The sequence below is a fragment of the Bacteroidia bacterium genome (assembly GCA_019695265.1).
Classification (GTDB): domain Bacteria; phylum Bacteroidota; class Bacteroidia; order JAIBAJ01; family JAIBAJ01; genus JAIBAJ01.
Map to the genome: position 1 here is coordinate 1 of JAIBAJ010000027.1, position 17542 is coordinate 17542.

At 38.4% G+C, this 17542-nt stretch carries 16 protein-coding genes; 8 read left to right on the forward strand and 8 right to left on the reverse strand.

Going from position 1 to position 17542, the window contains the following annotated elements; translation table 11 throughout:
• Window positions 1-328 precede the first annotated feature (328 nt).
• The 3 genes from K1X82_06010 (at window position 329) to K1X82_06020 (ending at window position 4027) form a co-directional block, all read left to right on the forward strand.
• Window positions 329-829: a hypothetical protein gene (locus tag K1X82_06010; protein MBX7181647.1), complete on the forward strand. Its 501-nt coding sequence runs from the start codon at window positions 329-331 to the stop codon at window positions 827-829.
• A gap of 70 nt (window positions 830-899) precedes the next feature.
• A complete protein-coding gene (locus K1X82_06015; protein MBX7181648.1) occupies window positions 900-2567 on the forward strand; it encodes a SulP family inorganic anion transporter in 1668 nt (555 codons plus the stop codon).
• Between the two features lie 5 nt (window positions 2568-2572).
• Window positions 2573-4027: a hypothetical protein gene (locus K1X82_06020; protein MBX7181649.1), complete on the forward strand. Its 1455-nt coding sequence runs from the start codon at window positions 2573-2575 to the stop codon at window positions 4025-4027.
• 843 nt (window positions 4028-4870) lie between these two features.
• Here the strand turns inward: K1X82_06020 and K1X82_06025 are convergent.
• The 3 genes from K1X82_06025 to K1X82_06035 form a co-directional block, all read right to left on the reverse strand.
• A complete protein-coding gene (locus tag K1X82_06025) occupies window positions 4871-5302 on the reverse strand; it encodes a type II toxin-antitoxin system death-on-curing family toxin (protein ID MBX7181650.1) in 432 nt (143 codons plus the stop codon).
• The gene (locus K1X82_06030; GenBank protein MBX7181651.1) at window positions 5303-6304 is read right to left on the reverse strand and encodes a DNA-binding protein; all 1002 of its coding nucleotides are present in this window, start codon (window positions 6302-6304) and stop codon (window positions 5303-5305) included. It lies immediately after the preceding gene.
• 425 nt (window positions 6305-6729) lie between these two features.
• Window positions 6730-7701, reverse strand: coding sequence for a M23 family metallopeptidase (locus K1X82_06035; protein ID MBX7181652.1), 972 nt, complete (start codon window positions 7699-7701; stop codon window positions 6730-6732).
• 84 nt (window positions 7702-7785) lie between these two features.
• Between K1X82_06035 and K1X82_06040 the strand changes: the two genes are divergently transcribed.
• Both K1X82_06040 and crcB read left to right on the forward strand, forming a co-directional pair.
• The gene (locus K1X82_06040) at window positions 7786-8352 is read left to right on the forward strand and encodes a phosphatase PAP2 family protein (protein MBX7181653.1); all 567 of its coding nucleotides are present in this window, start codon (window positions 7786-7788) and stop codon (window positions 8350-8352) included.
• Complete coding sequence (gene crcB, locus K1X82_06045; protein ID MBX7181654.1) at window positions 8349-8705, forward strand: fluoride efflux transporter CrcB; 357 nt, start codon at window positions 8349-8351, stop codon at window positions 8703-8705. The genes K1X82_06040 and crcB overlap by 4 nt, the downstream gene beginning before the upstream one ends.
• A gap of 5 nt (window positions 8706-8710) precedes the next feature.
• Here crcB and K1X82_06050 read toward each other — a convergent pair whose 3' ends face one another.
• Window positions 8711-9490, reverse strand: coding sequence for an SDR family oxidoreductase (locus tag K1X82_06050; protein ID MBX7181655.1), 780 nt, complete (start codon window positions 9488-9490; stop codon window positions 8711-8713).
• Window positions 9491-9588: 98 nt separating this feature from the next.
• On the opposite strand from K1X82_06050, the gene pckA reads away from it, so the two are divergent.
• Both pckA and K1X82_06060 read left to right on the forward strand, forming a co-directional pair.
• Complete coding sequence (gene pckA / locus K1X82_06055; protein MBX7181656.1) at window positions 9589-11202, forward strand: phosphoenolpyruvate carboxykinase (ATP); 1614 nt, start codon at window positions 9589-9591, stop codon at window positions 11200-11202.
• A gap of 143 nt (window positions 11203-11345) precedes the next feature.
• Window positions 11346-11588, forward strand: a complete 243-nt coding sequence (locus tag K1X82_06060; GenBank protein ID MBX7181657.1) for a hypothetical protein — start codon at window positions 11346-11348, stop codon at window positions 11586-11588.
• A 348-nt stretch (window positions 11589-11936) separates the two neighbouring features.
• On the opposite strand, the gene K1X82_06065 is transcribed toward K1X82_06060, so the two are convergent.
• From K1X82_06065 to K1X82_06080, 4 genes are read right to left on the reverse strand one after another with little or no spacing between them, the layout of a single operon-like run.
• Window positions 11937-12815 (reverse strand): DMT family transporter, encoded by an 879-nt coding sequence (locus K1X82_06065; protein ID MBX7181658.1) that lies wholly within the window; start codon window positions 12813-12815, stop codon window positions 11937-11939.
• A 35-nt stretch (window positions 12816-12850) separates the two neighbouring features.
• Entirely contained in the window at window positions 12851-13438 is a 588-nt protein-coding gene (locus K1X82_06070) for a hypothetical protein (protein MBX7181659.1), read from the reverse strand.
• Window positions 13431-13904, reverse strand: coding sequence for an RNA polymerase sigma factor (locus K1X82_06075; protein MBX7181660.1), 474 nt, complete (start codon window positions 13902-13904; stop codon window positions 13431-13433). Before K1X82_06075 ends, K1X82_06070 begins: the two co-directional genes overlap by 8 nt.
• A complete protein-coding gene (locus K1X82_06080; GenBank protein MBX7181661.1) occupies window positions 13901-14170 on the reverse strand; it encodes a hypothetical protein in 270 nt (89 codons plus the stop codon). The genes K1X82_06075 and K1X82_06080 overlap by 4 nt, the downstream gene beginning before the upstream one ends.
• A gap of 211 nt (window positions 14171-14381) precedes the next feature.
• Here K1X82_06080 and K1X82_06085 point away from each other — a divergent pair, with 211 nt between their 5' ends.
• Complete coding sequence (locus tag K1X82_06085) at window positions 14382-17525, forward strand: tetratricopeptide repeat protein (protein ID MBX7181662.1); 3144 nt, start codon at window positions 14382-14384, stop codon at window positions 17523-17525.
• Window positions 17526-17542 lie beyond the last annotated feature (17 nt).

Consider the following 17542-nt stretch of genomic DNA (forward strand, 5'->3'; position numbering starts at 1 on the left):
GAAACCATTCATTAAGAATTTCTTTTTGTGTTTAAAAGCCTTGGTTACTCAAACTAAGGCTTTTTTTTTGCCTAAATAGCCTGCAAATGAGGCAACTTGGTAGGTTTGCACCCTCGGGCAACGATAGAGGCAAGTAACCCACAGGCCTACGCGGCGATAGCCAAGTGGGCCGAGGATTACAGCCGATAGCGTGACCCGAAGCCCATTGCAAGAACTAATGGGTTTAGCTAATAATAGGATAGGGCGAAGGGGGCCCGCCAAAAGAGAATAGTAGTTAACCTCGATTTCGTACAAGTTCAAACTAATTGCCTGTTAGTCAGAGGTATTCATGAACTATAAATTAGGGTGTTTAGTCGAAAGATTAGCAATTCTTGGCATTTTACCTGTAACAAAAATCAAAAACTATTGTACATTTGCCTATCGGTTTCAAACGCGTATGTATCCAAACAGATTCAGAAAAACAAAAGCCAAGAGAGGAGAAAAATCCTTGTTGGAGCGGGTTTTCCTGTATTTGTTTCTGGTTACGTTCAGTGTTTCATTTATTGGCAAACAGCTTTCTACAGATTCCGGAAACCGACATTTTTTAGGCGTAAAGCAGCTAGTTGCCAAAGGGGAAGCCTCCCAACAGCTTGTTTCTGAATCGTTATGCGAAGGCGAAGAGTGCCTGGATGATGATACCGTTGATGATGAAAACGACCTCACGGATGCTATCCTGCATGCCTCACTTTCTGCGTTTTTATTTCAGGATGTTTGTCGTTTCGACTGGGCCTTAGTCAATCACAAGGCTCATTCCAAAAAGTTTATCGAATTAAGAGTTTTGAGAATTTAGGAGAGAACATGGACCGGATTTAGTTCCGGATTGAATTTATTCCATTGTTTATCTTTTAAATTTTCATGAAATGTCTACAAAAAAAGCTGCTTCAGGCAGTATATTTCAATCTCTTCGGGAAAACCTATCCTACGATTTACTTTCGGGTTTTCTTGTTTCCCTGATCGCACTACCGCTTTCTTTAGGAATTGCCAGTGCCAGTGGATTTCCGCCCTTGATGGGTGTTTTAACCGCCATTATTGGTGGTATTGTAATTGCTTTTTTCGCAGGTAGCGAACTAACTATTAAAGGTCCTGCAGCCGGCCTTATTGTAATTGTAGCCGGTGCTGTGGAAGAACTTGGTAATGGGAATGCTGAGTTAGGCTGGCATCTGGCTTTGGGTGTTGGTGTAGTTGCTGCTTTATTACAGGTTTTAGCCGGACAGTTTAAAGCTGCGAAGATTGCCGATTTTTTCCCAATTGCTGCTGTGCATGGATTGCTGGCATCAATAGGTATCATAATTATTTCAAAACAAATTCACTTGTTGTTGGGAATAGCCCCATCCATGTTGAAGGATGCACATACCGGAAAAGGTTTGGAACCTTTGGAATTGTTGGAAATGATTCCGCATTCATTGGCAAATCTAACCCCGTCGATTGCAGCAGTTGGTGTTATTTGTTTAGTAGTATTATTCGGATTGCCGATGGTTAAATCCGGACTATTTAGAAAAATTCCACCGGCTCTGATTGCATTAGTTTTGGCAATTCCATTGGGGATTGTGTTTCACCTTGCTCCTGATATGAAAGATTTGGCCGGAAAGGACCTCAAACCCATGGTACATGTTGAATCCATTTTAGATCACTTAGGAGTTCAAGTAAGTTTTGCCGCTGCAACAAATCCAAGTATGTTGCCAAGCTTTATTAAGTATGTGGTTATGTTTTTCCTGGTTGGAAGTTTAGAAACTGTTATAAGTGCCAAAGCCATTGATTTGTTAGATCCAAATAAAGGCAAATCAGATCACAGCAAGGATTTACGGGCTGTAGGAATTGGAAACACCATCTCGGCTATTTTGGGTGGATTACCTATGATAAGTGAAATAGCTCGTAGCAGTGCTAATTTAGGAAATGGTGCAAAAAGCAGATGGGCGAATTTTTTTCATGGCGTTTTCTTACTCATTTATGTATTGGCTTTATATCAGGTAATAAACATGGTACCCGTGGCTGCCTTGTCGGCTATGTTGGTTTTTGTTGGTTATAGGCTGGCTTCGCCAAAAGAATTTGTGCATATGTGGCATTTGGGCATAGAGCAGTTTATCATTTTCTTTACCACCATCGTTGTTACCTTATCAACTGATTTGTTGGTTGGTATTTCAGCCGGTATTATTGTTAATCTGATTTTTCACTTAGTAAATGGTGCTCCTTTTGGGAGTTTATTTAAATCGGGAATTACCGTTTCGGAACCCAATTCAAATACCATTGTAATAGAAGTAAAAAATGCGGCATTGTTTGTTCATAATGTAACAACCAATGGGATATTGAATAACCTGGAATCAGGGAAAAATGTTTTGGTACTTCTTGGTGAAACCAAATTAGTTGACCACAGTTACCTGGACAACTTGCATCGTTTTGTGGATGATTATGAAAATGAAGGGGGAAAAGTGGCTATTGTTGGCCTTGATCATCATAAAAAACTTTCCAGTCATCCACTAGCTGCCAGGGTAAACCCGGATATTTCACTAGAGCTATTAACCATTAGTTAAGTTGTATGTTCCATTCAAAAACCCTCTATAAACCCTGGAGGGAGGTGATTGGTTTTGCCTCCCTTTATTCACGGGTTCTTATTATTTTGTTTTTATTTTTTTTCAGTCAAAGTTTTAGTCAACAAACCCAACAGGCCCCTGCCAACCCTACACCAACTAAAGACAAAGATGTTTTGAAGTTTAATTTAAGCGAAGATGGAAGTCGGTATTTTCAGGCCACCTTTCTTAATCAAACCTGGTTAAGGTACGATCAAAGCAACAATGGTACAGCGGTGATGGGAAAAACTGCCAATGAAACCTTTGATATTGGCCTGAGACGAACCCGAATTCAGTTGTTTGGTCAAATTACTCCCAGGGTGTTTTTGTACTTTCAATTTGGTCAGAATAATTTTAATTATGCCTTTAATGCCAACAATGGGAATCGAAAATTGGCCGCTTTTTTTCACGATGCGGTGGGGGAGTTTAAGGTTACCAATAACAATGCTCTAAAGCTGGGTGGAGGATTAACCATCACCAATGGACTTTCTCGATTTTCCCAACCAAGTATTGGTACTATAATGACTTTGGATGTTCCCGTATTTGCTCAGGCCACGGTAGACCAAACCGATGAATTTTCAAGAAAGTTGAGTGTATACGCCAGAGGACAAATTTGGAAATTTGATTACCGTTTTGCTTTAAGCGATCCATTTCCTATTACTTCTTCCGGAAGCATTCCTGCAAAATTCGGAACCTCTTCCACGTTTGCACAAACCGGTCATACCAAACAATATCAAGGATATTTTACTTACAACTTCTTCGAAATGGAAGGACATACCACACCTTACATGACAGGTACTTATTTGGGTGCCAAAAAAGTATGGAACCTGGGAGCTGGATTTATCTATCAAAACAATGCCATGTGGCATCGTAAAACAGGAAGTTCTGCAACAGATACCATTCAATTTACACCCATGGTACTATGGTCGGTGGAAAGCTTTTTAGATATGCCGATTAAAAAGGAAAGAGGAGATGCTGTTTCGGCCTATGTTGGTTACTTTAATTACAACTTTGGTCCAAATTATCTCCGCTACAATGGTATTATGAATCCGGCTACCGGTTTTACCTCAGATGGTGCTAAATATGCCTTGGCTTCCAATGCGTATGGTAATGCTTTTCCGATGTTTGGTACCGGTCAGGTGGTTTATTCTCAATTGGGATATTTATTACCCAAAAAATTGTTGGGTGAGAAAGGAGGTCAGCTTATGCCTTATGCCAGTTATATGTATGCCGGTTTTGACAAGCTGGCTAACCAACCCATGCAAGTTTGGGATATTGGTCTTAATTGGTTAATCAAAGGACATAAGGCCAAAATAAGCCTGGATTATCAAAATCGTTCCACCTTTAGTTTGGATGCCGGTGGTTCCATTCTAACCGGCCCAAGGAAGGGTTGTTTAATAATGCAATACCAGGTGTTTATATAAGGCTAAAATGATGTATATGAAAGTAATACCAATTTTAATTTATAAATAGTCCAAAGGCAATTTATAAATTTAGATTGGTAAATGCCGAGGATACAGAATGTTAGGCCAATTTTTTCAAATAAAATTAATACATAAAATTGGACTAAACATAATGTCCATTCGGTATAAGTACTTGAAAATGTCATTTCAAATTTTATCTAAAGTATTGGAACCGTCACTAGGTTGCAAGTGCTCCAAGCTAAACTCACAAGGTAAAGCTGAAATGGATTTTAGATAGGGAAAAGCAATGGGTTTCAGCCATTGGGAAGGAACCAAAGAAGCTTGCTTTTCGTCTACCAAAATGGTCAATTAAGGTCGAAGTTTCGACTACAGAAGAGCTGTTGATTAAGTGTGTGTGATGGTTAAGGTTATCCCCCGGCAGAGGTGTCGGGGGTTTTTTATTTGGTGCAGCCTGTTTTGGGTACGCTGAAAAGTCCCGGTTATGAATCAATAATTTTATCTATTCCTGTTATGCGGGCCCCCTCCGCCCAAAAAGCACTTTGCAAAACCCTGATTAACCTGCATGGGCGTTCGGGTCACGCTATCGGCTGTAGTCCTCGTCCCCCTAGGCTAACGCCGTAGGGGTCCTGTGGGCTACTTGCCTCTATCGTTGCCCGATGCGCAATCCATCGTTTGTATTTTAAACCAACTTTTAACTATATCGTTCCCGGTGCAGAAGCCGTAAGCGAATTTACAGATAAATGTTCATACGAAGCACAAAATCCAGGTTACAGAAAAATGTGGATTCGAAGCACAAAACCGCTTATGGCTTTTGCACCGTGTTATAGCCAGTGCATTTCTGTATTAGGTTTTTGCGTCAATAAGCTTCCATTTTAATTCATCACTAAAATCGTCTTCGTATAATATAGAACATATTATTTCGAATAGTAAATCTTTATCAATTCTATTATCAGCAACATCGACTGCGATATTTTCCATTTCAGTTAAAAATCTAGTTACTTCAAATCCATAGCCATTTATTTCCATGAAATATGCTGATAACGCAATTGAAGATCTTTTATTACCGTCATTGAAAGCGTGATTTTTATTTACTGAGTAAAAAAGATGGGTAATTTTATCTTCAATTGTCGGATAGTATATATCATTTTGAATGTGTTCTATTACACTATCTAATAATCCGATATTTAATGCACCAGGGTTACCACCAGATTTTAATATTATATCGTCATGAACAGATATTGCATGTTCTGTATCGAAATATAGAAACTTGTTCATTTACCTGTCTTTTAAACGTTTAAAAATTTCTATATTTTCGTCTATTCTCTCCTGCAAATCTTTACTTTTTTCACCCAGAAAACGTTGATAATCTGATAGGTCTATACTGCCTACGTAGTTTTTTAAACTGTCATGCAAAACTTGTCTGAAGCCATAATCACGAGTGGCCATTTTTGTCCTAGCATTTTCGATATGAGGTTTATGCAATGGATGTTCCGCAAATATTCTAAGTAATTCATCCATTTCGTTCTTAGAGAGTTTTCTTCCAAGTGAATTGGATTTTAATTCCATTTCGTGAGCGAGTCCAGTTTCAAAAGATGCTATTAAGTTTAAGATTTCGGAATACATCGTATCCCTGAGATTTTCTTCTTCTTCAAGTTTAAGAATTTGTTTGTACTCCTTTGCATTTTCTTTAAATACACAGCGATATATTTCATCAGTATAATAGGCGTATTTATAATTTCCCATATCGAGATATTGATGTAAAGCGTTTGTAAATTCTTTTCTATAATGAGGCTCTTTAAGCATACTATGGAAAAAGTCTTCATCTCTCTGATTAATATATTTTGTTGAACCACCTAGCCTTTGATTTAAAGTATCAATAACTATGTCTAGCATTTTACTGCGAATAGCTTTTGCCATTTCACTTTCTACCAATAGCATTCCTAAATTTAAAAAGGCTCTAAAATTAAAAACCCCTAATTGTGTTGTTTTACTTTGAATATTTATTATTCCACCAAATTTTTCTTTGAATGCTTTTAATGTTGCACCTTTGAATAGCTCATATCCATTATGTTTTAGTTCATTTTCATATTGGGAAAGATAAGAGTCGATTGTGCTAGTATCTACGCCATAAAATTCTGCTAATTGGTCTTTAGTAAAACGATATTCGTTTTGGAAAAGCATGCCAGATACACCAAGATATTCTTGTATATTTGTTACAGCATCATGATTATTTAGAATGTTTTGCCTATCAACCGGTGATATAGTTAAATCTCTCATTTTTCCAAATTTTGTTAATAACTTGTTGATTGCTCACCTTGTTAATCAGGTGAGCAGAGTCTAATTTTCTGTAATTCAATTAATTAAGTCGACTTAAAAATATTGAAAACGTGATAAACATACTTACCCTTTTCGAGTTTTAGAGACATTTTAATTAAAAAAATAAAAATTAGACATTTTAAAGATACAAAAATTAGCGTTTCGTCAGGAACATTTTTTTTCCAGCTAGGCATTGGCTATAACTAGCAGGTTTCTGAAAGGAATTCATGGTACTTTAAGAAAGCATTGCAACCAACCCAATAAAATAGTTTTAAGTAGTTGAAAGTAAACAGCTTGAATTCTTTTGAGTCCTACTTAAATATGGAAATTCAGAGTTAGTTCCCTTAAGTAAAATCAGTAAAAACTTGCTAAGTATAAACCTAAAATTAGTCGAAGCTTTGGTTTGATTTCGAAGCCAATTCAAGTACTTTTTCGTAGTCTGCAGGAGATAGGTCGTTGTAGAAAAAGTTAATCGGGTTAATTTTTTCTCCACCTTTAATTACTTCATAGTGCAGGTGAGGTGCTGTAGAAGTACCGGTGCTACCTACATAGCCTATAATTTCTCCACGTTTCACCTTTTGTCCGGGCCTAACTGCATATCGGCTTAAGTGACCATAAAGGGTTTGGTAGCCATAACCATGGTCTATGACGATATGGTTTCCATAGCCTCTGGATTCGGCATCTGCCACCCTTACCACACCATCACCGGTAGAATAAATTTCGGTACCGGTTGGAGCGGCAAAGTCGAGGCCGGTATGAAAGTGCATAATTTTATAAATAGGGTGTATTCGGTAGCTGAAGCCGCTTGCGATTCGGGTTAAATCCTTGTTGCTGATAGGTTGAATAGCCGGGATGGATTTAAGCATAACTTCCTTGCTTTTGGCTAACTTAATAACTTCATCGAATGACTTACTTTGAACCACCAGTTGCCGGGCAATTTTATCTAATCGCTCGCCGGTTTCAGCAATTAATTCGGCATTTTCGTAACCACTAAGTTTACTGTACTTATTCACTCCGCCACCACCGGCTTGACGAATGGAGGAAGGAATAGGTTCTGCTTCAAATATGACCCGGTAAATATTATCATCGCGCTGCTGAATATCTGCCAAAACAGTCTCTACCTGTTCCAACTTGTTGTTCAGGATTTCGTATTGTAATTTTAGTTGGTCTCTTTCTCTCAGCAATTGTTTTTCCTTAGGCGAGTCGAAGTAGGAGTAGGCAATAGCAATGGTAATTGCGGCGAACACTAAACCGGATGCCAAGTATGAAAGCACCCTCAGGATACGTTCCCTTAGCGTAATTTCAACCTTTTCGTATTTTAACGATTTGGAATTGTATCTAAATTTTACCTTGCTCATTTAAAAGGAGGCCAAAGGTAATAAATAAAAAAAGAAGGAAATTGGCTTAACACATTTTCGCTTTCATAAACCCTTTACTTTGCAATGGTGATTCTCCCCTATTTACATAAGGCTGACGTATGGTTGTTGCTTCTGATTAACGGGTTACATACCAATGTGTTGGATGCAATTATGCCTTGGATTAGTACCAATTGGTTTTGGTTGCCTATATGGATTTGGGTAGCCTTTCTATGGTTAAGAAAGTTGGATCGTTTATGTTGGCTTCCTGTGTTATTGTCGGTGATTTTGGTTGTAATTACAGACCAAACCTCTTCGCATATATTAAAGCCATTGTTTCAGCGTTTACGTCCTTGTTGGAATCCTGAGTTGTATGGGCAATTGTATGTATTGTCAGGCGTATGTGGAGGAAAGTTTGGCTTTGTTTCTTCGCATGCGGCCAATACAGCGGGCTTCATGGTGTTTACCGGAATCTTATTACAAAAAGCGTATTTACGTTGGATTATGGCCGGTATGGTGGTTTTGGTAGGGTTCAGTCGGATATACCTTGCCGTTCATTATCCATTCGATGTGGTGATGGGGTGGTTGTTAGGAGTGGTATTAGGTCAACTGATGGTGTATGTCTATTATTATTTCATAAAGCAGTTACTATGAAGGACTTTATGATGGTTTTATTTGGAGGTGCAGTTGGAAGCGGTTTACGCTGGTGGATCGGTACCCGAGCTTGGTTTGAAGGGAGTTTCCCGGTAAAGACTTTGTTAGTTAACCTGGTGGCAACCGGTATTTTGGGTTTTTTGCTGGTATATTTGAATCGGTATCAAACCATTGGAAAAGAACTTAGGTTGCTAATAGGGGTGGGTTTTTGCGGGGGATTAAGCACCTTTTCCACGTTTAGTTTAGAAAGTTTTGAGTTGATGCGATCGGGGAATTGGGGTGAGGCTATATGGTATCCCACCCTTAGCTTTGGATTATGTTTAGGCATCCTGGCCTTACTTTCCCGTTTGTAAGAAGTTTAGAGGCAGGCTGTTCGTCCACCGTCAACAGGGAGGTTAATTCCTGTAATATAGGCAGCAGAAGGCGACGCAAGGAATGCGACTGCTGCAGCGGTTTCTGAAGGGCTTGCAAATCGTTTCATCGGCACTTCGTGAAGCATTTCTTCCCTCAGTTCATCAATGGATTTACCGGTTTTGGATGAACGATTTTCCAAAATTTCAGCAATTCGGTCGGTATCGGTGGCGCCGGGTAGAACATTGTTTACAGTAATTCCAAAGGGTGCCAATTCGAGACTGAGGGTTTTGGACCAATTGGCAACTGCTGCGCGGATAGTATTGGAAACCCCTAATCCTGGAATAGGTTGTTTAACAGAAGTACTAATGATATTGATGATGCGACCATAATTATCCGCTTTCATTCCCGCAATCACATGTTGAACCAGGAGGTGATTGCAGAGTAAGTGACTTTCAAAGGCCGATTTAAAATCAGTTTCTTGTGCCTGAACAATCGGTCCTCCCGGAGGACCTCCTGTGTTATTCACTAAAATGTGGTATTTTTTTGTGCTTTCAGATAGGGCTGCCTTTAAGGACTCACAATTGGAAAAATCTGCAACAAGGTAATCGTGAAATTGGGTTGGTGTGCTGCGGAGCTGGGAAAGTGTTTCTACTAATTTGTTCTCGTTTCGGGCTATCAGGGTAACATTAGCACCCAAGGCTGCCAATTCAATGGCTATGGCTTTTCCTATTCCACGTGTGCTTCCTCCAACTAAGGCATTTTTACCAAAAAGGGTTATATTCATGCCTACGAAGATAGAAACATTGTGAGTAAATAGCGGATTTTTTAGAAACCTAAGGGTTTATCACTTACTTTTGCACCCTCAAAAATTACCCGCGTATCATGACAGAATATGGACTTAAATCGCCTACTGCAAGTGTTGCTTCATTAGGCTTGAAAAATGTGGCAGCCGCCTATTGGAACATGAATGTTGCTGAATTGGTGGAAGAAACGATTTTACTTGGTGAAGGTGTACTTGCTGATACAGGTGCACTTGCTATCGACACCGGTGAGTTTAAAGGAAGATCACCTAAAGATCGTTTTATTGTTGCAGATGAAAAAACCAATGATTCTGTTTGGTGGGGTGATATCAATATCAAATTTTCTCCTGAGAAATTTGAGCAATTGTATGATAAAGTTTGCTCTTATTTAATCGGTAAAGAGGTGTATGTTCGCGATTCTTACGCTTGTGCAGACCCTAAACACCGCTTAAATATTCGAGTTGTTACGGAATTCCCTTGGCAAAGTATTTTCGCTTATAACCTTTTCTTGCGTCCGACCAACGAAGAAATTCAAACCTTTGATCCGGAATGGACAATTTTGGCAGCTCCGGGTTTTTATGCTGATCCTGCTAAAGACGGAACACGTCAACACAATTTTTCTATCATTAACTTCACCAAGAAAATTATTCTGATTGGTGGAACCGGCTATACCGGTGAAATGAAAAAAGGTATTTTTTCTGTTTTAAATTACATCTTACCTCACGAGCGCAATGTACTATCAATGCATTGTTCGGCCAACATCGGCGCAGAGGGTGATACTGCTATTTTCTTCGGATTGTCTGGAACGGGTAAAACAACCTTAAGCGCTGATCCAAACCGTAAATTGATCGGTGATGATGAACATGGTTGGGCAGAAAACAGTGTGTTTAACTTCGAAGGTGGTTGCTATGCCAAATGTGTTGATCTAACCAAAGAAAAGGAACCACAAATCTTCGATGCTATTAAGTTTGGCTCTTTATTAGAGAATATCGAATTTTATGATGGTACCGCAACTGTTGATTTTGCCGATATTTCTAATACCGAGAATACCCGGGTTAGTTACCCAATTCATTATATTTCCAATGCTGTAGAACCATCCATAGGCGGAATTCCAAAGAATATTTTCTTCCTTACCTGCGATGCAACCGGAGTTCTTCCTCCAATTAGCAAACTTACCATTGGTCAGGCAATGTATCATTTTATTTCCGGTTACACCGCTAAGGTTGCTGGAACTGAAGTAGGTGTAACTGAACCTCAAATGACTTTCTCTGCTTGTTTTGGTAAAGCATTTTTGCCATTGCACCCAACTAAATACGCAGAATTGTTAGGTAAGAAAATCCATGAGAATAATGTGAATGTTTGGTTGGTTAACACCGGCTGGGTAGGTGGATCACACGGTGTTGGAGAACGTATTAAATTGCGCTATACCCGCGCCTTAATTACCGCAGCATTAAACGGAACCTTGAACGGAGTTACTTTCGAAGCTCACCCTGTTTTCGGTGTTTCTTACCCAACTTCTTGTCCGGAAGTGCCTACCGAATTATTGAATCCAAGAAATTCCTGGGCCGACAAAGATTCCTATGATCAAAAGGCCAATCACCTTGCCGAGGCTTTTGTGAAAAATTTTGCTCAATATGCCAGCAACGCCAATGAAGAAATTCTAAGCGCTGCCCCTAAAGTTAGAGCAACCGCTTAAGGTATTGTCTTTATATAACCCGGATTAGGAAAAACCTAATCCGGGTTTTTTTATGCCTGTTTCATGATAAACGGAATAGGAGGGTAGGGCTATCTCCATCAACCAAGAATATTAGTTCTGTTTAATTATACTGAACTTTTTTATTGAAAATTAGACTTAAGTTTACTATTGATAATGACCTGGTGAAGGAGGTCGGGTATTTTATTAAACTAAAACGCAATTATATGGTAAACGTATACTCAGGAAAAATCAAGTTAGTATTATTAATTCTCTTGTTAATTGTGGGTTTTAGCTTGTTTATGGTACGTTCAATTTACACCAGTCAAAAGGGAATTGATCATGAACAATCTGTGATGTTGGTCGAAAAAATCGAACTAATGGTCTGATATTATTGGTTTTCTGAACTTTTGTACGTTAAGGTGTTTATAGGCATGTTTTGCTATGTCCATCTTATATTTCGTATAGAATTCACTAGTAATTTTTGGAAATAAGTTCTCTGTTATGGCCTGGTTTGGGATTTACCTTGCCAAGCAAGTGGAAAATATTGGTAAATGTGATTCAGCCTTGGGTTTGCACCTCGGGTAGGGATAGAGGCAAGTAGCCCACAGGAACCTGAAGCGGTAGCGGAGGGTGACGAGGACTACAGCCGATAGCCCGACCTGAGCCCTTGCTACACTTGAACAGAGGATATAATTTATGGCGAAGGGACCCGCCTAATTTTTTAAAAAATAGACTTATTTCTTACTTACCAGGAAAACACCTGTGAAAATAAATAGGGCAGCAATTCCTTTTTGAATGGTTGGGGTATCTTGTCCGGCCAACATAGCAAAAAAGGAAGCGAGCAAAGGTTGAAGGTAGATGTAAATGCCTACAACAGAAGCACTTAAATGAGCAAGTGCCAGGGTATTAAGCAGGTAGGCAAAATAGGTAGTTCCAATAACGACAAAAACTGTTGCCCAAAGGATAGAAGATGGCATTTCTGACCAAGGAATAGCAGAAAATTGCCTGAAACCGAACGGAATAACATACAAGGTGCCAAAAAGAAATACCCAACGCATAACTGTTATAGGGTGGTACGCCTGCATTTTGGGTTTAATCATGACGATGTAAATGGCATAAGAGGTGGCATTGGCTAAAATCATTAAATCACCGGCCATGGTATCGGAGCCGAAAGAAAAATCAGATTTAAGCAGGAGAAGAGATAAGGCACCAATAAGGCCAAGAACAATACCAAGGACTTTTAAACCGGTTATTCGTTCGCCTCGTATTACAGAGGCCATGATAAGGACTAAAACCGGAGTAGCCACCATGATGATTCCACCATTAATAGGACTGGTTCGATTGAGTCCTTCGAAAAACAATAGTTGATTAACTGCTATTCCAAAAATGGCTGCAATGGCAAAGAAACCAATGTCCTTGCGCTCCACTTTTTTATCAGGAATAAATAGCCCTGTTATCCAGAATAGGGTCACTGCACCCAAACATCGAAGCAATATAAAACCGGAAGGCTGAATATATTGTGGCATTACCAACTTAGCAACACTAAAGTTGATGCCATAAATAATGTTGGCCGCCAGGAGAAAAAAATGAGCCTTTAGCAGATGTTTTTGCATTCAGGCTGTAAAAGTGCTAAACTATTTTATTGAAATTACGCATCTTGTTCAAGAGATTCAATGGTTCTTTCCAATTGTTTTATATGGGAATTAAAACCAAGGTGGAAAAGTAATTTGGTGCCGTAATAACAAAGGGGAGTGAAAAGTAGCCAACACAGGGCCAGTGCCAACATAACTGTTTTTTGGGAAAGAAATAACCATATTTCCTGCTGTCCTGCTACCTGAGCCCCAAGAATAAAGCCACCGGTAATGCTAATAGGATAAATGGCTAAGGCTGTTTTTTCCTGGGTTGTTTTCCAGTCTAAAAAGTATGATTTCTGAGCTTTTAAATAATCCAATAAGGTCGAAGAAGCATCCATGGAATATTCCAGCTTTTGAAGTGTTTTATAAGAATCGTTGCAAGCCCAAATACACCAGATAAAGACTATTCCAAGAAGTAGTTTTACGATAAAACTTACAAAAAAAAGCAAAACCAGTAAACCTAAACTGATTCCTATTGCCCATATCAAGTTGTAGCGAATACTTTGTTTAATTTTCTCGATTGGATTCTTGGATTGGATTGTTGAAAGCTCCACCGTTTCCAAAATGGAATTAAAATCATCGAAACCGGAATTGTTAGTCATGGTTTTGAAGAAGGTTTTTTAAGTATTGTTTAATTCGAAAAATTTTTACTCCAACTGCATTGGATTTTATTCCTATAATCTCGGCAATTTCTTCGTGAGAATACCCTTCAAAATAAAGGTGGATAAGAAATCGGTGTTCTGGATTTAATTGTTTAATTGCCCAGTCTAATTTCTCTTTATTTTCAAACCGATCTAGGTTAGAGATGGTTTGTATTTCGTCCTTATACTCAGCTTTTTGGATGGAGTATAGTTTTTTTTGACTTAAAATGGTGTTAATGGCAATTTTGTAAAACCAGGTACTAAATTTGGAGTGGTTGTTAAAAGTCGGATAGGATTTCCAGGATTGATAGAGGATTTCTTGTAACCAATCTTTAGCCTCCTCCCGGTCGTCTGTGTAATAGTAAATAAGTTTGAAAACCATCCCTTTACACTCCTTTACACGCTTAAGAAACTCCCTTTCTTTCATGGAGTGACAAAGAAAAACCAAATTGCAACAACCAATAGAATAGAAACATGAATTAATAACCAGGCTCTCTGATAAATGGGCCGATTATTCCACCTAATAGCAGGGTCAAAAGGATCAAAAACAAGGGCGATTCCAAACTGAATTAAAAAGTCAGAAACACTTTTATTAAATATTAAGAAATACAATCCAAGTAAAACAAATGCGCCATAAGCCATTTTATTAAACAGGAGGGGTTGTTGGGTAGAAGATTCTTTGCTAGGTTCCATATTTGTTTTTACTTATTGGTATTGTTTTAGAATAAATTCTTACAAGTATACTGAAATATTTGTGCAATTCATTGATTGTGAGTCGGGTAAATTTATTTTGAAGAAGTGGTATTTCTAACAATACTATTTAACAAAGTAGCGTTTACAAGTTAATCAACTTTCAAGCGCCGACTTATGACCGAATGTGACATTTGATGTTTAGAAATTAGGAATGTTGTATTCAATAGTTATGTCGCGTGCTTTCCAAGCCTGTAGCAGGATTTGGATGGGAATAGTCCTGTTGGTGGTGCTGGGCTATCCGATGGCTCAAGCCCAAAAAACAAGCATATACCTGGATGCTGAAAGTGACTTTAAAACAGGGGTAGAGCTTTTTCAAAAGGAGAAATATACTTCTTCTCAGCGTCAGTTCGAAAAGTTTTTACGTAAGCCTATTCCTGCACACCACAGCGATGATATTCGGGCTACAGCGGAATATTATGTTGCAGCCTGTACCTATGAAAATTTTAATAAGGATGCAGAAATAAGGCTATTGAATTTTATTCAAGCTAATCCTTCAAGCCCAAAAGTGAATAATGCCAAATTTTTACTTGGGAAGTTGAACTATCGAAATAAGGATTATAAGAATACCTTAATTTGGTTGGGACAGGTAGATGTTTACAAGTTAAGCGATGTGGAGCAAGCCGAGTATTACTTTAAAAGTGGGTATGCTCATTTTCAAAACGAGGATTATGACAAAGCTAAAGGTAGTTTCAAGGAAGTAAAGGATTTTAGTACCAAATATGGAGCCCCTTCCTTGTATTATTATTCACATATTATTTATACCGAGAAGAAATATGAAACAGCTTATTTAGGATTTAAAAAATTGGAAGAGGATGAGGTATTTGCACCCATTGTTCCATTTTATATGGCTCAGATTTTATATTTACAAGAGAAGTATGATGAGCTTATTGCCTATGCTCCGCCTTTGTTGAAATCAAGCAATACCAAACGTACACCTGAAATTGCCAAAATATTAGGGGAGGCCTATTATAGACAAGGAAAGTACCAGGAAAGTATTTCGTATTTAGAGCAGTTTCAGGAAAAATCCGGAAGAAGCAGTCGAATGGATCGCTACCAGTTGGGATATGCCTATTACATGACGAAAAATTATCCGGATGCAGTTAAGAATTTTGAAACGGTTGTGAATTCGGATGATAGCTTAACACAATTAGCCAATTATCATACAGGGGATTGTTATTTGAAAATGGGGAATAAGCCATTTGCCAGAAACTCTTTTAAGCTAGCTGCCAAACCTGATTTTTACAGAGATATTAAAGAAGATGCTTTGTTTAATTATGCCAAGTTGGCCTATGACCTAAGTTACAATCCATACAATGAAGCCATTGTTGCTTTAGAAGATTATTTGAAGAAATTTCCGGATAGTCCAAGACACAATGAAGTATATGATTTTCTCACTGAAATTTATGTAAGTACTCGAAATTACGATGCCGCCTTGGCATCTATGGACAAGATAAACCCTAAAAGTTCTAAGTTGCAATTAACCTACCAAAAGGTGGCCTATTATCGTGGAATTGAGCATTTTCAAAACAGTGATTATCCATCTTCAATAGAGTTGCTTGACAAATCGATGGCTTTTCCAATGGATAAAACCATGGTTGCGGAGGCTACTTTTTGGAAGGGAGATGCCTATTATCGCTTGGGTAACTACGGTTTGGCAAAAAAGTTCTATCAGGAATACCTCAATTTGGGTGAGGATATCCAAGGCGATCTTTATCCAATGGCTGAATATGGTTTAGGCTATTGCTTTTTTAAAGAAGAAAAATATACGGCTTCTTCTGAACATTTCAGAAAGTTTATCAAAGTGAAGGGCGAAATTCAAGATAAAACTGTTGCAGATGCTTGCTTAAGAACCGGCGATTGTCATTATGCAGTCAGAGATTTTGGAGGGGCCATAGATTACTATGATAAAGCAATACGGATTGGAAAACAAGATGTAGATTATGCCATGTTTCAAGTAGCATTATGTTATGGGGTTCAAGGCAAGTTTAATAGCAAAATGGAAATGTTGAAAGCCTTATTGCAACAAGATAAAACCAGGTTTAGGGCAGATGCCAGTTATGAACTTGCAGAGACCTACTTGTTACAAGAGGATTATGTGAATGCAGAGAAGTATTATCAATTGCTTTTGAAAGAAAATCCGGATAGTAGATTTGCAAAATCTGCCTTGTTAGGCGTGGCTTTAATCTATTACAACAGCAACCAGGACGACAAGGCCTTGCCGGCATTTAAAAAGGTAATTGAATCTTATCCGGGTACTCCGGAGGCCAATGAAGCCATATTAAAGATTCAGAAAATTTATGTTGATAACGGAGACATTGATCAATTTGAGGAATATACAAAGAGCAGAAATATAACCGGGATTGCTCAAAGCAGGTTAGATAGTGCCACTTATGAAACAGCAGAAAAGTTGTTTTTAAAATCAGAATTTGCAAAGGCCTCTGCAACATTTGGAACCTACCTGAAGAAATTTCCTAATGGATTCTTTTTCTTGAAAGCCTTATTTGGTAAAGCAGAAAGCGATTACAATACTAAACAATTGGATTCTGCCTATGTTTCATACCATAAAATAAGCCAGTTGCCCAAAAATGATTTTACCGAAAAATCTCTGGTTCGATCTGCAGGTATCTTGTACAACCAGGGAAAATATGGAGAGGCTGCAACCTCTTATGCAATTTTGGAGGAAGCAGGTGAAATTCCAGAGAACCTATTAATGGCTAGAACCTATTTAATGCGTTGTTATGAGAAACTGAAGAACTGGGAGAAGGCCGATTTATATGCTACCATTCTATTAAAGGAGCCCAAATTGTCACCGGAAGTAAGCATGGAATCTAAACTTGTAATTGCAAATTCTTCCTTGGAACGAAAGCAATTTGAAAAGGCACTTTTGGATTTCGAAGTGGTAAGAAGAAATAACTTATCTAAAACAGGAGCAGAGGCAGAGTATAATATCGCTTATATTCAATATGTATTAGACAGGAACAAGGATTGTGAGAAATCTTGTTTTGATTTGATTAATAATTTCCCTTCTTATGAAACCTGGTTAGCAAAGGGCTTTTTATTGTTGTCTGATAATTATTTAAAAATGAATGATACCTACCAGGCTAAGTTTGCTTTGCAAAGTATGATTGAAAACAGCGACGATATAGAAGCGGTAAAAGTGGCAAAAGAAAAATTAACGGCCATTATCGCTATGGAGGAGAAAGCAAACCAGCCCAAGGCTGAACAACCAATGGAAATCCAAATGAAACCGGAGGATGAAGGTTTGGAAGTATTACCAGAAATAAAAAATGAATAATGTGGAGAATTCTTCAA